Here is a 17,320-nt window from a genome sequence, read left to right on the forward strand (position 1 = left end):
CGGCGAGGCTCCACGAACATCTGTTTTTATAGGCATCAGAATTCTTCAACACACCACAAATCCAGTGTGGGAGGAGGCTTGCCTCCGATAGCTGACTGTCAGTTGATAAATCAGGTGACTGATTCACCGCTATCGGGGGCAAGCCCATCCCACATTTAGATCAGTGTAATGCCGGGGGTTAGCGTGGCGGGGACTACCAAGCTTGGGGTCTCCAGCGACGCCACCGGGTACGCGCAATAATCTGCCGCGTAATACGCACTGGCGCGATGGTTGCCCGAGGCCCCTACCCCACCAAACGGCGCGGTGCTGGCGGCGCCGGTCAGTTGTTTGTTCCAGTTGACGATCCCGGCGCGGCTTTCCAGCCAGAACTGCTGGTAACGCGCTTCGGAGTCCGACAGCAAACCCGCGGCCAGGCCGTACTGGGTGTTGTTGGCTTCGGCAATCGCCGCAGCAAAATCTGCGTAGCGGATCACCTGCAACAGCGGGCCGAACAGTTCCTCGTCTTCGCGCTCGGTCACGCCGGTCACGTCGATGATGCCTGGCGTCAGCAAGGCGGCCTGATCCTGTGGCTGGGTCATTTCCAGCAGTGCGACAGCGCCATTCGCCAGCATCAGTTCCTGGGCCTCCATCAGGGCTTTCGCCGCACCGAGGGAAATCACCGAGCCCATGAACGGCGGCGGTTGCTGGTCGAACGCACCCACTTCGATCGTCGCGCTCACCGCCACCAGGCGCGCCAGCAGCGCATCGCCCCAGGCGCCTTCCGGCACCAGCAGGCGCCGGGCACAGGTGCAACGTTGGCCGGCAGAGATAAACGCCGACTGGATAATGGTGTAGACCGCCGCATCCACATCAGCCACTTCGTCCACCACCAGCGGGTTGTTGCCGCCCATTTCCAGGGCCAGGATCTTGTCCGGGCGCCCGGAGAACTGCTGGTGCAGGTGATTGCCGGTACGGCTCGAACCGGTAAAGAACAAACCGTCGATGCCTGGGTTGGCCGCCAACGCGATGCCGGTTTCCCGTGCGCCTTGCAGCAGGTTCAACACACCCGCCGGCAGGCCGGCGTCGATCCAGCACTGCACGGTCAGCTCGGCAACTTTGGGCGTCAGCTCGCTCGGCTTGAACAACACGGTGTTGCCCGCCAGCAATGCCGGGACGATATGCCCGTTGGGCAGGTGGCCAGGGAAGTTGTAAGGGCCAAACACCGCCACCACGCCGTGGGGTTTGTGGCGCAATACGGCAGTGGCATCGCCCAGGGGGCCACTCTTTTCGCCGGTACGTTCGCGGTAGCTTTGCACCGAGATTGCGATCTTGTTGGCCATGCTGGTGACTTCAGTGGCCGATTCCCACAGCGGCTTGCCGGTTTCCTCACCGATGCAGCGGGCAATTTCATCGGCGCGGCTCTTCAGTGTATTGGCGAAGGCTTCCAACACGCTGATGCGCTCTTCCAGCGAACGTTTGGCCCAATCCGGGAACGCCTGGCGCGCAGCCTGCACCGCGGACTCGACCTGCTCGGCGGTGGCGCCATTACCGGCCCACAACACGCCTTGAGTCACCGGGTTGCGCGATTCAAACAGCTCACCCTGGCCAGCCAGCCAGCTACCTGCGATATACAGCGAATTCATTACTTCGACTCCCGAGCAGCAGACAACGGAACAGCGCGCACTTGATCACCCACCACCAGTTGCAGGCGTTTGGCGGTCTGTGGATCGACCACCAGGGTGCCTGCCGCCAGGCGTGCCGGTGCGGCGGTGATGCGGCAGTCCTCGCGCTTGCGGTTATGGATCAGGAACGGCGTAGCGTCGTCCCCCGGCGTGCCGATGGCCAACACCAGTGACTGGCTGTCGCGCACCGCACGGATCTTGCTGGTTTCACATTCCACCGCCGGGCCGGCGTCGAAAATATCCACATAGCCCTGGTAGCTGAAGCCTTCGCTCTTGAGCATGCTCAGCGCCGGCTCGGTGTCCGGGTGGACCTTGCCGATCACGTTGCGCGCGTCTTCAGACAGGAAGCAGCTGTACAACGGAAACTTGGGCATCAGCTCAGCGATAAATGCCTTGTTGCCCACGCCGGTGAGGTAGTCGGCCTGGCTGAATTCCATCTTGAAGAAGTGCCGGCCCAGGCTTTCCCAGAACGGCGAACGCCCGGCATCGTTGGATACGCCACGCATCTCGGCGATGATCTTGTTGCCGAACAGTTGCGGGAATTCCGCGATAAACAGCAGGCGCGCCTTGGCCAGCATGCGGCCGTTGAGGCCGGTGCGGTAATCGGCGTGCAAAAACAACGAGCACAGCTCGGAGTTACCGGTGAGGTCGTTGGCCAGGAACAGCGTCGGAATCTCGCGATAGATGTTCAGCTCCTGGGAGGCGCTGACGGTCAGGCCGACCCGGAAGTTGTACCAGGGCTCACGCAGGCCAACGGCGCCAGCAATGGCAGAAATCCCCACCACGCGGCCTTCGTCGTTTTCCAGCACGAACAGGTAGTCGGCATCGCCACGCCCGGCGTCGCCGCGAAAGGTTTTTTCCGCCCAGCCCACGCGATGGGTCAGGCGCTCTTCGTTGGCCGGCAAGGTGGTGAGGCCGGTGCCAGTGCTGCGCGCCAGATCAATCAGGGCCGGTAAATCGCTGCTGCGTACGGGACGAACGATCATGCTATCTCCTCGAACGGGCCGCTGTTGTCAGCCACCCGCGAAACTCTCTTTTTAAACCGCTACCAGGCGCACACTCGCGCCTTCGCCAACGCCCAGGGCTTCGGCGGTTGCCAGGTCCAGGGTCACCGGTTTGCCGGGCGCGTAGTCCAGTTCCAGCATGACCGCGCGGTAATCCTGCAACTGCGCGTTGCTCACTAGGTACTGGCGGCCGACACCCTTGACCATCTCACCGATCTTCACCGGCACCACGCGGCTCTGGGCAATCGAGCGAATGCCTGAAACCCGTGCGTGCAGCGTCGGGCCACCGTCGAAGATGTCGATGTAATGGTCGGTCTCGAAGCCTTCGCGCATCAGGATGTCGAAGGTGATCTGCGCACGCGGGTGTACCTGGCCCATCGCCTCCTGCGCTTCGTCCGGCAACAGCGGCACGTAGATCGGGTAATGGGGCATCAGCTCGGCGAGGAAGGTGCGGCTTTTGAGCCCGCACAGGCGCTCGGCGGCGGCGTAGTTGAGGTCGAAGAAGTTGCGACCGATAGCGTCCCAGAACGGCGAATCACCGTTCTCGTCGCTGTAGCCGACAATCTCGGTCACCACCGAGTCGGCAAAGCGCTCGGGATGGCTGGCGACGAACAGCAGGCGGCCACGGGAATTGAGTTCCGACCACGGCGAACCGACCAGCTCGGGCACCACGTAGAAACTGGTGAGCAGGCTGTTGCCGGTGAGGTCGTGGCACTGGGAAAGCACGTGGATCTTGTTGTGGATCTTCAGCTCGCGGGAAGCGTGCACGAAGGTCTCGTTACGAAAACTGTAGAAAGGCTCCGAGTAACCGGCCGAGGCGACGATGGCCGAGCAACCGGCGAGCTTGCCGGTCTCGGTGTCTTCAAGCACGAAGAAATAGCTTTCTTCACCGTTGAAACTGACCTCGGCCGCGAAGGACGCTTCGCTGGCGGCGATCTTGTCGCTGAGGCGTTCGACATCATCCGGCAAGGAGGTAACACCAATCGGGCTGTCTGCGGCCAGACGCTGTACCTCGCCCAGATCAGCCATTTGCGCGGGGCGCATCACCAGCATGGTGTCACTCCTTTAACTCGAAAAACTCATAGGAAAAAATACCGGACAGCTCCTGATTCAACACAGGGCCAAAATGTGGGAGGGGGCTTGCCCCCGATAGCAGTCTGTCACTTGATAAATCTGGTGACTGATCCACCGCATCGGGGGCAAGCCCCCTCCCACATGACACAGTCCGGCAATAAATGTGTATCAGGCTTGCGTCAGCGTTTTTACAGCCCGCTCAAAACGATCCAGACCTTCAGTGATATCCGCCTCTTCCACCACCAGACTCGGCGCAAAACGCACCACGTCCGGGCCGGCTTGCAGGATCATCAGGTTTTCTTTCTCGGCCGCGTTGAACACGTCCTTGGCTTTGCCTTTGAAGGCATCGCTGAGCACGCAACCGATCAACAGGCCCATGCCACGTACTTCGGTGAAGATGCCGTACTGCTTGCCGATCTGTTCCAGGCGCGCCTTGAACTGATCGTGCTTGGCGTTCACGCCAGCCAGCACTTCAGGGGTGTTGATCACGTCGATCACTGCTTCGGCCACCGCGCACGCCAGCGGGTTGCCGCCGTAGGTGGTGCCGTGGGTGCCGACTACCAAGTGCTTGGCCAGCGCTTCAGTGGTGAGCATCGCCGCGATGGGGAAACCACCGCCCAGGCTCTTGGCGCTGGTGAGGATGTCTGGCACTACGCCGTAATGCTGGTAGGCGAACAGATGGCCGCTGCGGCCCATGCCGGTTTGCACTTCGTCGAACACCAGCAGCGCGTCATGGGCGTCGCACAGTTCGCGGGCGCCTTGCAGGTAAGCCAGCTCAGCTGGCAGTACGCCGCCCTCGCCCTGGATCGGCTCCAGCACCACAGCGCAGGTCTTGTCCGACACAGCGGCTTTCAGCGCGGCCAGGTCGTTGTAAGGAACGTGGGTGATGCCGGTGATTTTAGGGCCGAAGCCATCAGAATACTTGGACTGGCCACCCACGTTGACGGTGAACAGGGTACGGCCGTGGAAGCTGTTGAGCGCGGCGATGATTTCGTACTTCTCACTGCCGAAACGGTCGAACGCCACACGACGGGCCAGCTTGAAGGCGGCCTCGTTGGCTTCGGCGCCGGAGTTGCAGAAGAAGACACGCTCGGCAAACGTGGCGTCGATCAACTTATGGGCCAGGCGCAGGGCCGGCTCGTTGGTGAAGACGTTGGAGACGTGCCACAGCTTGTTGGCCTGTGCGGTCAGCGCACCGACCAACGCCGGGTGGGCATGGCCCAGCACGTTGACTGCGATGCCGCCGGCAAAGTCGATCAGCTCGCGACCCGCCTGGTCCCACACGCGCGAACCTTCGCCACGCACAGGGATGAATGCGGCAGGTGCATAGTTAGGCACCATGACCTGATCGAAATCGGCACGTTGCACCGGGGCTTGCTCAACGGACATCGGAGTCTCCTGAAGAGGAACGCCTGCCTGGAACTGGCGGGCGATGCAGGGATTGTAAGGACAGTTTTCAGCGCGGCCTTGCCGCCAAGCGACAACTTCTTATAGCGCAAACCCCCGTTTTTGGCGGGTTTACGCCAATGCGACAAATAGCGTCGCAAAGGCGCAGTTTAAACCGTGCAAGGGCTTCGTGGGCAGGGGATGACGGGATCTTCGCAAATACGCCAAGACTGGCCGCGCTAATTGTCTACCGCCGGCGCTGCTACCTGATCTGATCTGCTGGGCTCACTTCTAAAGCTATCAAGGACAGGCACCATGCCTTTGCAAGCTCCTCCCGACGCCCTTCACCTGACAATCCTCAGCAATGCCATCGCCCCTTGGCTGGGCGGCGCCTCTGCCGCCAAGCGCGGGGCGCTGGCAGCCAACCCGCCGGCCATTGCCGATTGGTACAGCACGATCACCGACCTGCAACATGAAAAGCTCAAACGCCTCAACGGCGAAGCCTGGACCACACAAAACCGTGTGGACCAGGCATTTTCCGTCATCAAGAGCCCCGAAGACTTCGGCGCCGAGTTACTGCAAAAGGCGCTCAAGGATGAGTTCGACCTCGACGCCAACGTACGCACCACTTACCTGCAACTCTATATCCCGCTGACTCTGGCAGGCATCACTGTTAAACCAGGCGCCGCCAGGACCTGGTCGGTCTCCCTGCTCGACGCCGCCCTGCATAACTTCGAAGCCGCTGAAGCCACCGATGGCGCCTATGAGCGCAACTCCGGCTTCACTACCGCGCCCAGCGCCACCGGCCAGTTCGTCAGCCTGCCCGGCTTCGACGAGAAGATCAGCGTGGTGCAATTCACCACCCTGTGCCGGCGCCTGGACATCGGCGGCCAGTACCGACGCTACCTGGACCAGGCCCTGGATCTGGACAACCCGGTGGCCCGCACCGCCCTGCAGTACTGGCTCAAACAAAGCCACCTCGCTGCGCTGAAGCTGGCTTTGTTCATGGCCGTGCTGAACAAGGACCTGCCCACGGACCACTACCTGAGGCTACTCAACCTGATCAATCAGGATCACCCAGGGCACAGCGATTGCCCCCATGTGCTGGGGCATGACCTGTTTATCATGGGCTGCCGACTCCCTGGCATTGTGCTGTTTGCCCAGGACCTGCAAGCCAGTCGCGGCGTGGAGCCGGTGGTCGCCTACATTCCCGACGACCCGGAACACCCCATCAAGTACTACGCCAGCAGTGCACAGTTCAGCCAGGCGCTGGCGACAAAACTGCGCTCGACGGACTATCAACGCTTCTTCAGTCGCTTTGTACGCCACGCAGATGCCGGGGTGTTCTTTGCCAACCTCAATCAGCGTCTCAGCCAGGTAGAGTGGCACCCGCACACCGTGGGCGATCCGCGCCCCAGTTGGCGTGATACGCCAGTGTCGCGCCCCAAGCTGCAACTCAGCAGCGAGAAAATCGACAGCGGCCTGTTCGAACACCTGTTCGAGATGAAACTGAGCAAGCTGCTGGACGACGCCCGTAGCCGCGCCGTATCCACCGCCACCGCCAACCAGAAGGCCCGTTGGGCGCGCTGGGCCTTGCTCCAGACAATCGGCGAAGCGCTGCTGCAAGCTATCGCCTTTGTGGCCATGCCCTTCATACCGCCCCTGGGCGCGCTGATGCTGGCGTACACCGCCTACCAAGTGCTCGACGAGGCCTTCGAAGGTGTTATCGAGTGGGCCGAGGGCCTGCAACATGAGGCGCTGGGACATGCCCTCGGGCTAATGGAACAGCTTGTACAACTGGGCCTGTTTGCCACCGGCCTGCCCATTGCCGAAGCCCTGTTACGCCAAAAACTGCCCAAGGAGCTGTTGCAGTTTATCGATCGCTTCAAGCCAGTCACGCTGCCCAATGGCAGCCGCCGCCTGTGGCGCCCCGACCTGACACCCTACCGTCAGGCACTGAGGCTGCCGGCCGACGCCCGCGCCGATGCGAAGGGCCTGCACCAGCACGCCGGTAAAACCCTGCTGCGTCTCGACGGCGAGCATTATCAAGTGCAGCAAGATGCGCGCAGTGGTCGCTATTACCTGCAGCACCCCACACGCCCCGGCGCCTACCAACCGCCAGTGATGACTAACGGCCAGGGCGCCTGGCTCACCGAGCTAGAGAATCCTCTGGGTTGGGACCGCAGCACCCTGCTGCGCCGACTTGGCGACCAGACCGAAACACTCAGCGACACACAACTGGCGCGAGCCCGTGACGCCAGCGCCACCCACGACAACACCCTGCGACACATGCACGCCACCCAGCAAACGCCGCCACCCTTGTTGGCCGACACCCTCAAGCGCTTCAAGATCGACCAGCAGTTGCAAGACTTCATTACCCAGATGAACAGCGATGATCCGGCGATTTACACCAAAGCCGATGCACAAACCCAGCTGCAACTGCTGACCAGCTATGACTGGTGGCCCACCAGCAAAACCCTGCGCGTCGTCGACACCAGGGGCGAAACCCTCTGGCAGTACAAAGGCAAGGAAGGCGCCAGCGTGGTGCAGGTGCTCGATGCCCAACTGCGCAACGGCGATTTGTTACCCACCCTAATCGAGGGCCTCAACGAAACAGAACGCAAGCAACTTCTGGAAGAGGAATTTGGCGTGCCGCCCTCTTCGCCCCGCACCCGTGCCGCCACCCTGCGCAAGAAACTGGCCAGGCTCGCCCAAGACAAGCGCTACAGCCTGTTCGACTCACACTACCGAGGCCAGAATCGTGCCGGCAACGCCCGCCTGCAAAAGATCATCGACAGTACATCACGCCCCGGCCTCCCCACCTGCATCGCCGAAGAACTGCTGGCCAATGCCACCGGCGATGAACTCAAAGCGATAGATGCCGGCAAGGTTCCGCTGCGCCTGGTGGAACTGGCCGAATGGTCGCTGCATGAAGTCCGCACTACCCGTGCCTACGAGGGGCTGTACATGGAAACCATGGAGCCCCCTGACACTGCTCGCCTGGCTCTGCATTCCCTGGAAAACCTGCCAGGCTGGCCGACCTGGATACGCCTTGAAATGCGGCAATACCACGCCGCAGGCAAACTGCTGGACGCTATTGGCCCACGTTATGCGCTGACCCAGCGAACCTTGGTGGAAATTCCCGACGGCCAGTACATACCACAGGACGATCAAGGCCCATTGTTTGGCACCACCGACCTGTACACCGCCATTCTCCAAGCGCTTCCCGATACCGCAAGGGATGCACTGGGCATTCATATCGGCCAGGGCCCACGCCTCAAGCAGGCGATTGGCGAACACCCACTGGACCGCAACATCCTGCGCCAGTTGCTGGGCAGCGACCCGCTGCTCAAACCCACCTACAACTCGAGCGTCATGCGTCTGCGGGGCGGCATGGAAGGCTATCGCCCTGGCCCTCCCGAACAACCGGGCCCCAGTCAACTGCCCTCACTTGAACAGCAGATTCAGACCTTGCGGCCCGCTCTCACCCAAGAACCGATCCGGGAGTTGCTCACCACACTGGGACGCGACCCCGAAGGCGCGCAATTGGGGCTGGACAGGTTGAGAAACGAGTACATGCGCCTGGACATCGACCTGCTGGCCTGGGAGTCGAGCACGCCCAGCGAACATCCGGAGTCCGGCGTACCGCTGAGCGATACAGACCGCGAGTACCTGCGCCGCGATCGCCAGTTATTCAGCCATCAACTGCGACGTGCCTGGCGCCAGGAAACACCCATCGACGCTTTCTACGAAACGCCAACCCTCAACGGTCACGTTCTGCGACTGACCGTGCCACGGATTGGCGAGTTACCCCATTTGAACGCCCGCTTCGATCATATCGCCTACCTGGAGCTGCAAGGCGTGAACCAGACAGTGGAGGTCAACCCGTTCCTGTCGCACTTCCCGAGACTGCGCAACTTGAGCATTCGCGACCTGCGCCTGGGCGAATTACCAGCCTCGATTTCATCACAGAGCCACCTCAATGAACTGATACTGAACAATTGCAACATCACCCTCACACCCAGCAGCCAGGCGACCCTCAATGGCATGAACCGCCTGCTCACGCTGGACCTGTACAACAACCCGCTGACGCTGCTGCCCAGCGTGGAGCAAATGCCGAACCTGAACTACCTGGACCTGGGTAATACCGGTATCAGCCAACTGCCGCCGGGCCTGCTAAACCTCAACCAACCCTCCCTGGTAATACTTTCCAACAACCACATCAGCGAACTGCCACTACCGCTTTTCGACTTGCCCACCGCTACCACCGATCACTACGTCCTGTCTGGCAACCCGTTTTCATACCAGACCCTGGAGCACGTCAAGGCTTACTTCCGACGCACCGGCAAGTACTTGGAGGCAACCCCTGATAGCGCCGATGTCGCCCAGGCCAAACGTCTGTTTCCCCGCTCGGACAACGATGCAATCAACCGTTTTATCTTCGGCCTGCCTGGAGATCTGGCGGCAGGACGAGCAGAGATGACGCAAATGGAAGCGGATCTGCTGAAGATCCGCGAAGACCTGACACCCTGGGCTGAACACAGCGAAATCGACACCCAGGAGCGAGAGCGTCGTCATTATTTCATCACTGCCCTTGAAGCCGGCTGGCGCCGTGAAATCACCTCTGGAGAGCACTTTGAGGACGGGGCTGCAAGCTACGCCTTCATCCTGCATAGACCGATAAGCGGCGAATTGCCCCGCCTGCGCACACGGTTCAACCATATCGCTGCCCTGACCCTCAAGGGCACGGGCGAAACGTTGCGCCTGGGGGAGTTCCTGCAAAGTTTCCCGAATATCAACACCCTCACCCTTGAGCACTATAGTTTGGGCGAACTCCCCGATCTCAGCCCTCTGCACCAGCTTGCCGAGCTAACCCTGAACCAATGCGATATTCACTTATCCCCCTCTTCGGCCACTACGCTGCAAAGCATGCGCGACCTGAAACTGCTGGACCTGAGCAACAACCCACTGGGGTGGGTGCCAGACTTTGGCCAAATGCCCCAACTCACCAACCTGTCATTGCACAACACCGGGCTGACAGCGTTTCCAGCGTCACTAATCGCCCCGCCAACCGTAAGGGCACGGGTAGATTTGAGCCACAACAGCATCAGCGAACTGCCGGACGAAGCGTTCATGTTGCCGGCCAGCATCAGCGCCTCATTCGACCTGGCCGACAACCCGCTGTCGCTCGCCACCTTGAACCGTGTGAAACACTACTGCCAAGCCACCCGGGAGCACTGGAACGTCAGCCTCGCGGACGGTAATTTGCAACGTATCAAGGCACTGTTCCCGATGCTGTCGGAGCAAGACGCCAAACGGGAGCTGTTTCTATTGCCCGGCGAGCTACAGGATGCCAGTGAGCACATCACCCGACTGGGCCTTGAATACGCACAGCTGGAAACCGACCTGCATGCCTGGGTCTTGGATGTGCCGCTCAGAGACCCGCTGCTCGATACCGTGCTGGATGAAAACAGCCGCGCGGAGGAACAGATCCGACGCCTGCATTTCAAGGATTTACTACTGCGTTGCTGGCGGCGAGAGGTGGAGCTGGACGACAGCGAAACGCTGCAACGGCACACCTACAAGTTGGTCTTTCACGGCCAACTACTGGGGGATTTGCCCGTCTTGAGCGCGCGTTTCGAACATGTGACGCTCCTGGAATTGCTGGGCGAAGGCACCAACCAGCAAATCGACGGGTTGTTGCGCGGCTTTCCAAACCTCAAGAGCCTGTCCGTGGAGCGACATGCCCTCACTGCGATTCCCGACAGCGTGTTCAGTCTCAATCAACTGCACCTTCTCAACCTCAGCGAAAACCTGATCCGCTTGACGCCCGACAGCACCGATCAATTGTCGCGCCTGGGCGATCTGATTCATCTGGACTTGAGCGACAACCCGCTCAACAACCGACTCGATGTGCGCAACCTGTCACACCTGACCACGTTATACCTGCACAACTGCGGGTTGACCGAGGTTCCGCTGGGCACCTTCAACCTGCCGCGACTGCGCACCCTTGACCTGAGCGACAACCTGATCGAGCACTTGCCCACAGACCTGCTGGATATGCCCCTGCCGCTCAACGATGACACCGATCTGAGCGGCAACCCCCTGTCCGCCGAGAGCCTGACGATATTGCGCACCTATTACCGTCAAACGGGCTATGAGCTGGGGGTGGAAGAGGCTATGTATGATGAGCACGGCGTGGCGTTGACGCCGCCCGGCACACCGGACCCCATGGAAGAGTAGGCTTCAACCGCGCTCGGAAGGCGCCGACGACAACTCGAACGGGCTGCTGCTGCGCCGCTGGTTGCGGTCTTCACGGGGCGTGGCACCGAAGAAGTTACGGTAGGCGCTGGAGAAATGCGGCCCCGACGAGAAACCGCACGACAGGCCAATCTGGATGATCGACTTGCTGGTCTGCATGAGCATCTGGCGGGCCTTGTTCAGGCGCAACTCCAGGTAGTACTGGCTGGGGACGCGATTGAGGTATTGCTTGAAGATTCGCTCCAGTTGTCGTCGGGATACGCACACATGCTGGGCAATTTCGTCGGTGGTCAGCGGCTCTTCGATATTGGCTTCCATCAGCAGCACCGCCTGGGTCAGCTTTGGATGGCTGGAACCCAGGCGGTTTTGCAGTGGAATGCGTTGGCGCTCGCCGCCTTCGCGGATGCGCTCCACCACCAACTCTTCGGAGACCGCGCCGGCCAGTTCGGCGCCGTGGTCACGGGCCAGGACCGCCAGCAACAGGTCGAGCACCGACATGCCGCCACAGGCGCTCAGGCGATCACGGTCCCAATCGAACAGATGACTGGTGGCGATAACCTTGGGGAAGCGCTCGGCAAAGTCGTCCTGCCAGCGCCAGTGCACGGCGGCGCGATAACCATCGAGCAGACCCAGTTGCGCCAACGGGTAGACCCCAGCCGACAATCCGCCAATTACACACCCGGCACGCACCAGTTGCTTGAGGGCGGAGCCGAGTTGCGAGGCGATCACGGTAGGCGGCTCATCGGCCAGCAGGAACAGTTTCTGGAAACCTTCCAACTTGCCGGCCCAAGGTTCGCCGGGCAATTGCCAGGCGCCGTCGGTAGCCGGCTCGGCGAGCAAAAACGACAGTTCGTAGACCACATCCGGATGCACCCGCTGGGCAACGCGCAAGGCCTCCTCAGCCAGCGCAAGCGTGAGTGCTTTTGTGCTGGGCCAAATCAGGAAACCAATTTTGTGGGCGGTCATGGAGTGCTATCCGAAGCGAGTAACAGTAATGAAGACAAAGGCCAATGCTAGCCCGTAAACCAACACAAAGCTCAAAAACTGATGAAGATCAATGTGGGAGGGGGCTTGCCTCCTCCCACAGGGAAACTATTTCAAACTACCGGACAGGAACTGCTGCAACCGCTCGGACTGCGGGTTGACCAGCACTTCGCGCGGGTTGCCACGCTCTTCGACAATACCTTTGTGCAGGAACACCAACTGATTGGACACTTCACGGGCAAAGCCCATTTCGTGGGTCACCACCACCATGGTGCGGCCTTCCTGGGCCAGGTCCTGCATCACCTTGAGCACTTCGCCCACCAGCTCGGGGTCGAGGGCCGAGGTGGGTTCGTCGAACAGCATCACCTCCGGCTCCATCGCCAAGGCGCGGGCAATCGCCACACGCTGCTGCTCGCCACCGGACATATGGCCGGGGAACGCATCCTTGCGATGGCCCACGCCGACCTTGGCCAGGTAGTACTCGGCCTTTTCGCGGGCGTCTTTCTTCGACATGCCCAGCACGTGCACCGGCGCTTCCATGACGTTTTCCAGCGCGGTCATGTGCGACCACAGGTTGAAATGCTGGAACACCATCGACAGGCGCGAACGCATGCGCTGCAACTGTTTCGGGTCGGCAGCCTTCAGGGCGCCGTCCTTGTTGGCCACCAGTTTCAGCTCTTCGTTATTGAGCAGGATCTTGCCGGCATGCGGCTGCTCCAGCAGGTTGATGCAGCGCAAAAAGGTACTTTTGCCCGAACCACTGGAACCGATGATGCTGATCACATCACCCGCCGCGGCGGCCAGGGACACGCCTTTGAGCACTTCATGACTGCCATAGCGTTTATGCAGGTCTTGGACTTCAAGTTTGTACATGCTGTCGGTTCTCACAAAAACAGGTGGTCAGTCGTTGAGCAAGCGCCCGTGCCGCAGCGCTTCGCGCCCCGCCACCTTGGCCAGCCAGAAACCCGCTTGGGCATAACGTAGCCGTTCAACGGCAAACAACACCCCGGACGTGCCCGCGCAGATCACGCTGACGCGGTCTTCCAGGGGATCAATCACTTCAAAAATCGGCTCGCCCTTCTCGATCCAGTCCCCGGCTTTACGCAGGTAACTGATCACCCCGGCGTGGGGTGCAAACAGCAATTCGGTGCCTTCGAAGGGCACGCCTTCGCACGGTTCGTGCTGCGGCGCCGGCCATTCGCCTTTGATCAGACCTTGCTCGGCGAGGAACGCGAGGATGCCTTCGGCGTGGAAGATCGCTTCGTCACGGCCAGTGTCCGCTTGACCGCCCAACTCCAGCGTCGTCGCCAGGCAGGCCAGTGGGATCTGCGCGTCGGGGAAGGCGCGGGACAGACGCAGCCACGGCAACGAGCAAGCCTCATCAAACGAGCTGCCGCCGGAGTCTTCCGCAAGCAAACCGACTTTCACATTCAAGTGCGCCGACAACGAACGCCACTGCGGCCAGTGCTGGGGCAGCGCGTACATGTGCAGCGCGGCTTCGGCGTCGCAATGCAGATCGAGAACGATATCAGCGGTGCAGGCGTGGCTCAGCAGGACGCGTTGCATGCCTTGCAGTTGACTGCTCGGCGCGGGCAAGGCGTTGAGTGCGTCGCTCATGGCCTGACGGATCATGCGCACGTTGGCGTGAGGATCATCCCCCAGCTTGCCTTGCAGCAACGCGGCGACCGGCTCACTCAACTCGACGAAATCGCGGTTGAAATTCTTGCCGCTGCCGATCTCGAAACGCCCCTGATGGCTGCCTTGCAACAGCTGGCCAAGGCCCATCGGGTTGGCCACCGGCACGAGTTCGATCACCCCATTGAGGGCGCCTTGCTGTTCGAGCTCGGTGAGGCGTTTTTTCAGCTCCCACGCAGCGCGCATGCCGGGCAATTCATCGGCGTGCAGGCTGGCCTGGATATAGGCCTTGCGCTCGCCGCTGCCGAAACGGAACACGCTCAGTTGGCGCTCGCAGCCCAGGTGGCCCCAGGGCAACAGGTGGTCGATACGTTCCATATCAGTGCTTCCGTGGAGCCAGGTAGCTCAGCCAGCGGCGCTCGGCCAACTTGAACAGGCGCACCAGGATGAAGGTCAGGCACAGGTAGAACAGGCCAGCGGTGATGTAGGCCTCGAACGGCAGGTAGAACTGCGCGTTCACCGTGCGCGCAGCACCCGTGATGTCGATCAGGGTAACGATGGACGCGAGACTGGTGGTCTGCAGCATCATGATCACCTCATTGCTGTACTGCGGCAGCGCGCGGCGCAGGGCCGACGGCAGCAGGATGCGGCGGTACAGCTTGTAGCGCGACATGCCCATGGCCTTGGCCGCTTCGATCTCACCGTTGGGCGTGGCCTTGAGGCTGCCGGCAATGATCTCGGCGGTGTAGGCACTGGTGTTGATCGCAAAGGCCAGGCACGCGCAGAAGGTCGCGCTGGACAGCAGCGGCCACATAAAGCTCTCGCGTACCGCTTCGAACTGCGCCAGGCCGTAGTAGATCAGGAACAGTTGCACCAGCATCGGCGTGCCGCGGATCACATAGGTATAGAGCCAGGCCGCGCCGTTGACGACCGGTTGCTTGGACACACGCATCAAGCCCAGGGGCAAGGCGGCAAGCAGGCCGAAGAACAGCGAGATGGCGAGCAGTTTCAGGGTGGTCAGCAGGCCGCCAAGGTACAGCGGCATGGCCTCCCAGATGACGTTGTAGTCGAAGATCATAGATCAGCCGCCCTTACGCCTACCGAGTAGCGCTTCTCAAGATAGCGCAGGGCCAGCAACGACACGCTGGTGATCACCAGGTACATCGCCGCCACTGCGAGGAAGAAGGTAAAAGGCTCGCGGGTGGCATCTGCCGCCTGCTTGGCCTTGAACATCATGTCTTGCAGGCCCACCACCGAAATCAGCGCAGTGGCCTTGGTGAGGACCAGCCAGTTGTTGGTGAAACCAGGGATCGCCAGCCGGATCATCTGCGGCACCATCACCCGGAAAAACACCTGGAAACTGCTCATGCCATACGCAAGCCCGGCTTCGGCCTGGCCCTTGGGAATGGCCATGAAGGCGCCACGGAAGGTTTCCGAGAGGTAGGCGCCAAAGATGAAACCCAGGGTGCCGATACCGGCGGCCAAGGGGTTCAAGTCGATATAGTCGTCATAGCCGAGCATCGGCGCGACGCGGTTGAGCAAGTCCTGGCCGCCGTAGAAAATCAGCAGGATCAGCACCAGGTCGGGGATCCCGCGGATCACCGTGGAATACAAGTCACCCAGCCAGGCCAACCAGCGCACCGGCGACAGGCGTAACGCGACCCCGATCAGACCCAGAACAATGGCCAAGGCCATGGACGACAAGGCGAGCTGAAGCGTCAACCATGCGCCATCGAGGATGACGGCCCCGTAGCCTTTCAACATGATTCAGGTCCTCGAAAAGGGGGATGAAAAAATGGCGCAAACCGCAGGAATTCTGTTGCTTGCGCCATTTCAGACAGACAGCTAAGACGATTTACTTGGCGTCAGGGCCGTAAATGTCGAAGTTGAAGTACTTGTCCTGGATAGCCTTGTACTTGCCGTTGGCGCGGATCGCGGCAATGGCTGCGTTGATGCGCTCCAAGTTTTCCTTATCGCCCTTGCGTACCGCGATGCCGATGCCTTCGCCGAAGTATTTAACGTCGGTGAACTGTGGGCCTACGAATGCGTAGCCTTTGCCCGCAGGGGTGTCGAGGAAACCTTCCTGCAACAGGGTAGCGTCCGCCACGGTGCCGTCGAGGCGACCGGCTTCCACGTCCAGGTAGATTTCGTTCTGCGAGCTGTAAGGCACAACGGTTGCACCTTTAGGCGCCAGGACTTCCTTGGCGAAACGGTCGTGGATCGAACCGCGCTGCACGCCGATCTTCTTGCCTTTCAGTTCGTCCAGGCTATCGCTGACGGTGGTGCCTTGCTTCATCACCAGCTGCGCCGGGCTCAGGTAGTAGCGGTTGGTGAAGTCCACAGACTTCTTGCGGTCGTCAGTGATGGACATGGACGACAGGATCGCGTCGATCTTGCGCACTTTGAGCGCAGGGATCAGACCGTCGAACTCTTGCTCGACCCACGTGCACTTGACCTGCATCTCTTCGCACAAGGCGTTGCCGATGTCGTAGTCAAAACCGACGATGCTGCCATCCGGCGCCTTCGAGGCAAACGGAGGGTAGGCCGCTTCGATACCAATTTTCAGAGGCTTGCCTTCAGCGAAAGCCTGCATGGACAGCACGGACAGCGCCAGGGCGCCCAACAGCACGAGTTTCTTCATCTTGGGACTCCATCGGTATAGGGCAAAACAGCAGTATGAGCCATGGCCCACGATGCGGCGAAGGTGAAACCGAATTGCGGTGCTGCGTCCTACACCAATTCAACAACGGCGACGACGAGCGAGTGATCGGCATTCTAACGACAGGCCGGAAGCCGATATTTCCTCAATGCGACAACAATTTACAGAAGCACCGAGAAAGCGGTTCCAGCTCATTGACAGCCTCTGAATTTTATGCAGAGACAAAAGACATTAAACCTGTAGACGCTGCAAATTGCGGGCCTATTATTCGCAAACCCTTCTGGCACGGCAAGTCTGGCGTTTAATCTTATTTATTGGCGTGTCTGGAATGGGGTTTTTCGGGGCACGGGCGTAGCGCTTTGCCTCATGTTTGGGCATGGGGTTACACATCTGCGCCGCTCGGTAACATTCGGAAACGTCCTACTGTAGAAACCGATATTTATTGGGCTGAGGGTGATGCGGGCCTGCAAACCACCCATGATGCCTGGCCTGAAATGCAATCAAATGTGGGAGGGGGCTTGCCCCCGATGAGCATAGCTATCTACACAACTCTCAAAGGCTTATACATAACTCTGTGGTGAGCGGGCTTGTCCCGCGCTGGGCTGCGCAGCAGCCCCAAAACCAGGCAACTTGGTTTTTCTGAAAAAACGCGGTGG

The 17,320-nt window shown here is 60.6% G+C and carries 11 protein-coding genes; 1 reads left to right on the forward strand and 10 read right to left on the reverse strand.

Annotation, left to right across the window (positions count from 1 at the left end; translation table 11 throughout):
* Positions 1-155: 155 nt before the first annotated feature.
* The 4 genes from astD to EJD88_RS10570 form a co-directional block, all read right to left on the reverse strand.
* Positions 156-1,622, reverse strand: coding sequence for a succinylglutamate-semialdehyde dehydrogenase (gene astD, locus EJD88_RS10555; RefSeq protein ID WP_158877909.1), 1,467 nt, complete (start codon positions 1,620-1,622; stop codon positions 156-158).
* The gene (gene astA / locus EJD88_RS10560) at positions 1,622-2,647 is read right to left on the reverse strand and encodes an arginine N-succinyltransferase (RefSeq protein ID WP_060757323.1); all 1,026 of its coding nucleotides are present in this window, start codon (positions 2,645-2,647) and stop codon (positions 1,622-1,624) included. Before astA ends, astD begins: the two co-directional genes overlap by 1 nt.
* Positions 2,648-2,698: 51 nt before the next feature.
* On the reverse strand, positions 2,699-3,718 hold the full coding sequence (gene aruF, locus EJD88_RS10565) for an arginine/ornithine succinyltransferase subunit alpha (RefSeq protein WP_032886753.1): 1,020 nt from the start codon (positions 3,716-3,718) through the stop codon (positions 2,699-2,701).
* Positions 3,719-3,907: 189 nt separating this feature from the next.
* Entirely contained in the window at positions 3,908-5,128 is a 1,221-nt protein-coding gene (locus EJD88_RS10570) for an aspartate aminotransferase family protein (protein ID WP_158877910.1), read from the reverse strand.
* 312 nt (positions 5,129-5,440) lie between these two features.
* On the opposite strand from EJD88_RS10570, the gene EJD88_RS10575 reads away from it, so the two are divergent.
* A complete protein-coding gene (locus EJD88_RS10575; RefSeq protein WP_158877911.1) occupies positions 5,441-11,368 on the forward strand; it encodes a dermonecrotic toxin domain-containing protein in 5,928 nt (1,975 codons plus the stop codon).
* Between the two features lie 3 nt (positions 11,369-11,371).
* Here EJD88_RS10575 and EJD88_RS10580 read toward each other — a convergent pair whose 3' ends face one another.
* The 6 genes from EJD88_RS10580 to EJD88_RS10605 all read right to left on the reverse strand — a co-directional run bounded on the left by EJD88_RS10580 (position 11,372) and on the right by EJD88_RS10605 (position 16,646).
* Positions 11,372-12,352 (reverse strand): GlxA family transcriptional regulator, encoded by a 981-nt coding sequence (locus EJD88_RS10580; RefSeq protein WP_099587210.1) that lies wholly within the window; start codon positions 12,350-12,352, stop codon positions 11,372-11,374.
* Positions 12,353-12,478: 126 nt separating this feature from the next.
* Positions 12,479-13,243, reverse strand: coding sequence for an ABC transporter ATP-binding protein (locus EJD88_RS10585; RefSeq protein ID WP_158877912.1), 765 nt, complete (start codon positions 13,241-13,243; stop codon positions 12,479-12,481).
* 27 nt (positions 13,244-13,270) lie between these two features.
* Positions 13,271-14,383, reverse strand: a complete 1,113-nt coding sequence (locus EJD88_RS10590) for a succinylglutamate desuccinylase/aspartoacylase family protein (RefSeq protein WP_158877913.1) — start codon at positions 14,381-14,383, stop codon at positions 13,271-13,273.
* A gap of 1 nt (position 14,384) precedes the next feature.
* Positions 14,385-15,083 carry an ABC transporter permease gene (locus EJD88_RS10595; protein WP_099587212.1) on the reverse strand — a complete coding sequence of 233 codons (699 nt, stop codon included), beginning with the start codon at positions 15,081-15,083 and terminating at the stop codon, positions 14,385-14,387.
* Positions 15,080-15,769, reverse strand: coding sequence for an ABC transporter permease (locus EJD88_RS10600; RefSeq protein ID WP_032886746.1), 690 nt, complete (start codon positions 15,767-15,769; stop codon positions 15,080-15,082). Before EJD88_RS10600 ends, EJD88_RS10595 begins: the two co-directional genes overlap by 4 nt.
* Positions 15,770-15,860: 91 nt before the next feature.
* Complete coding sequence (locus tag EJD88_RS10605) at positions 15,861-16,646, reverse strand: ABC transporter substrate-binding protein (protein ID WP_122485095.1); 786 nt, start codon at positions 16,644-16,646, stop codon at positions 15,861-15,863.
* Positions 16,647-17,320 lie beyond the last annotated feature (674 nt).

The sequence above is a fragment of the Pseudomonas sp. PB105 genome (assembly GCF_009764655.1).
In the GTDB taxonomy this organism is placed as follows: domain Bacteria; phylum Pseudomonadota; class Gammaproteobacteria; order Pseudomonadales; family Pseudomonadaceae; genus Aquipseudomonas; species Aquipseudomonas cyclaminis.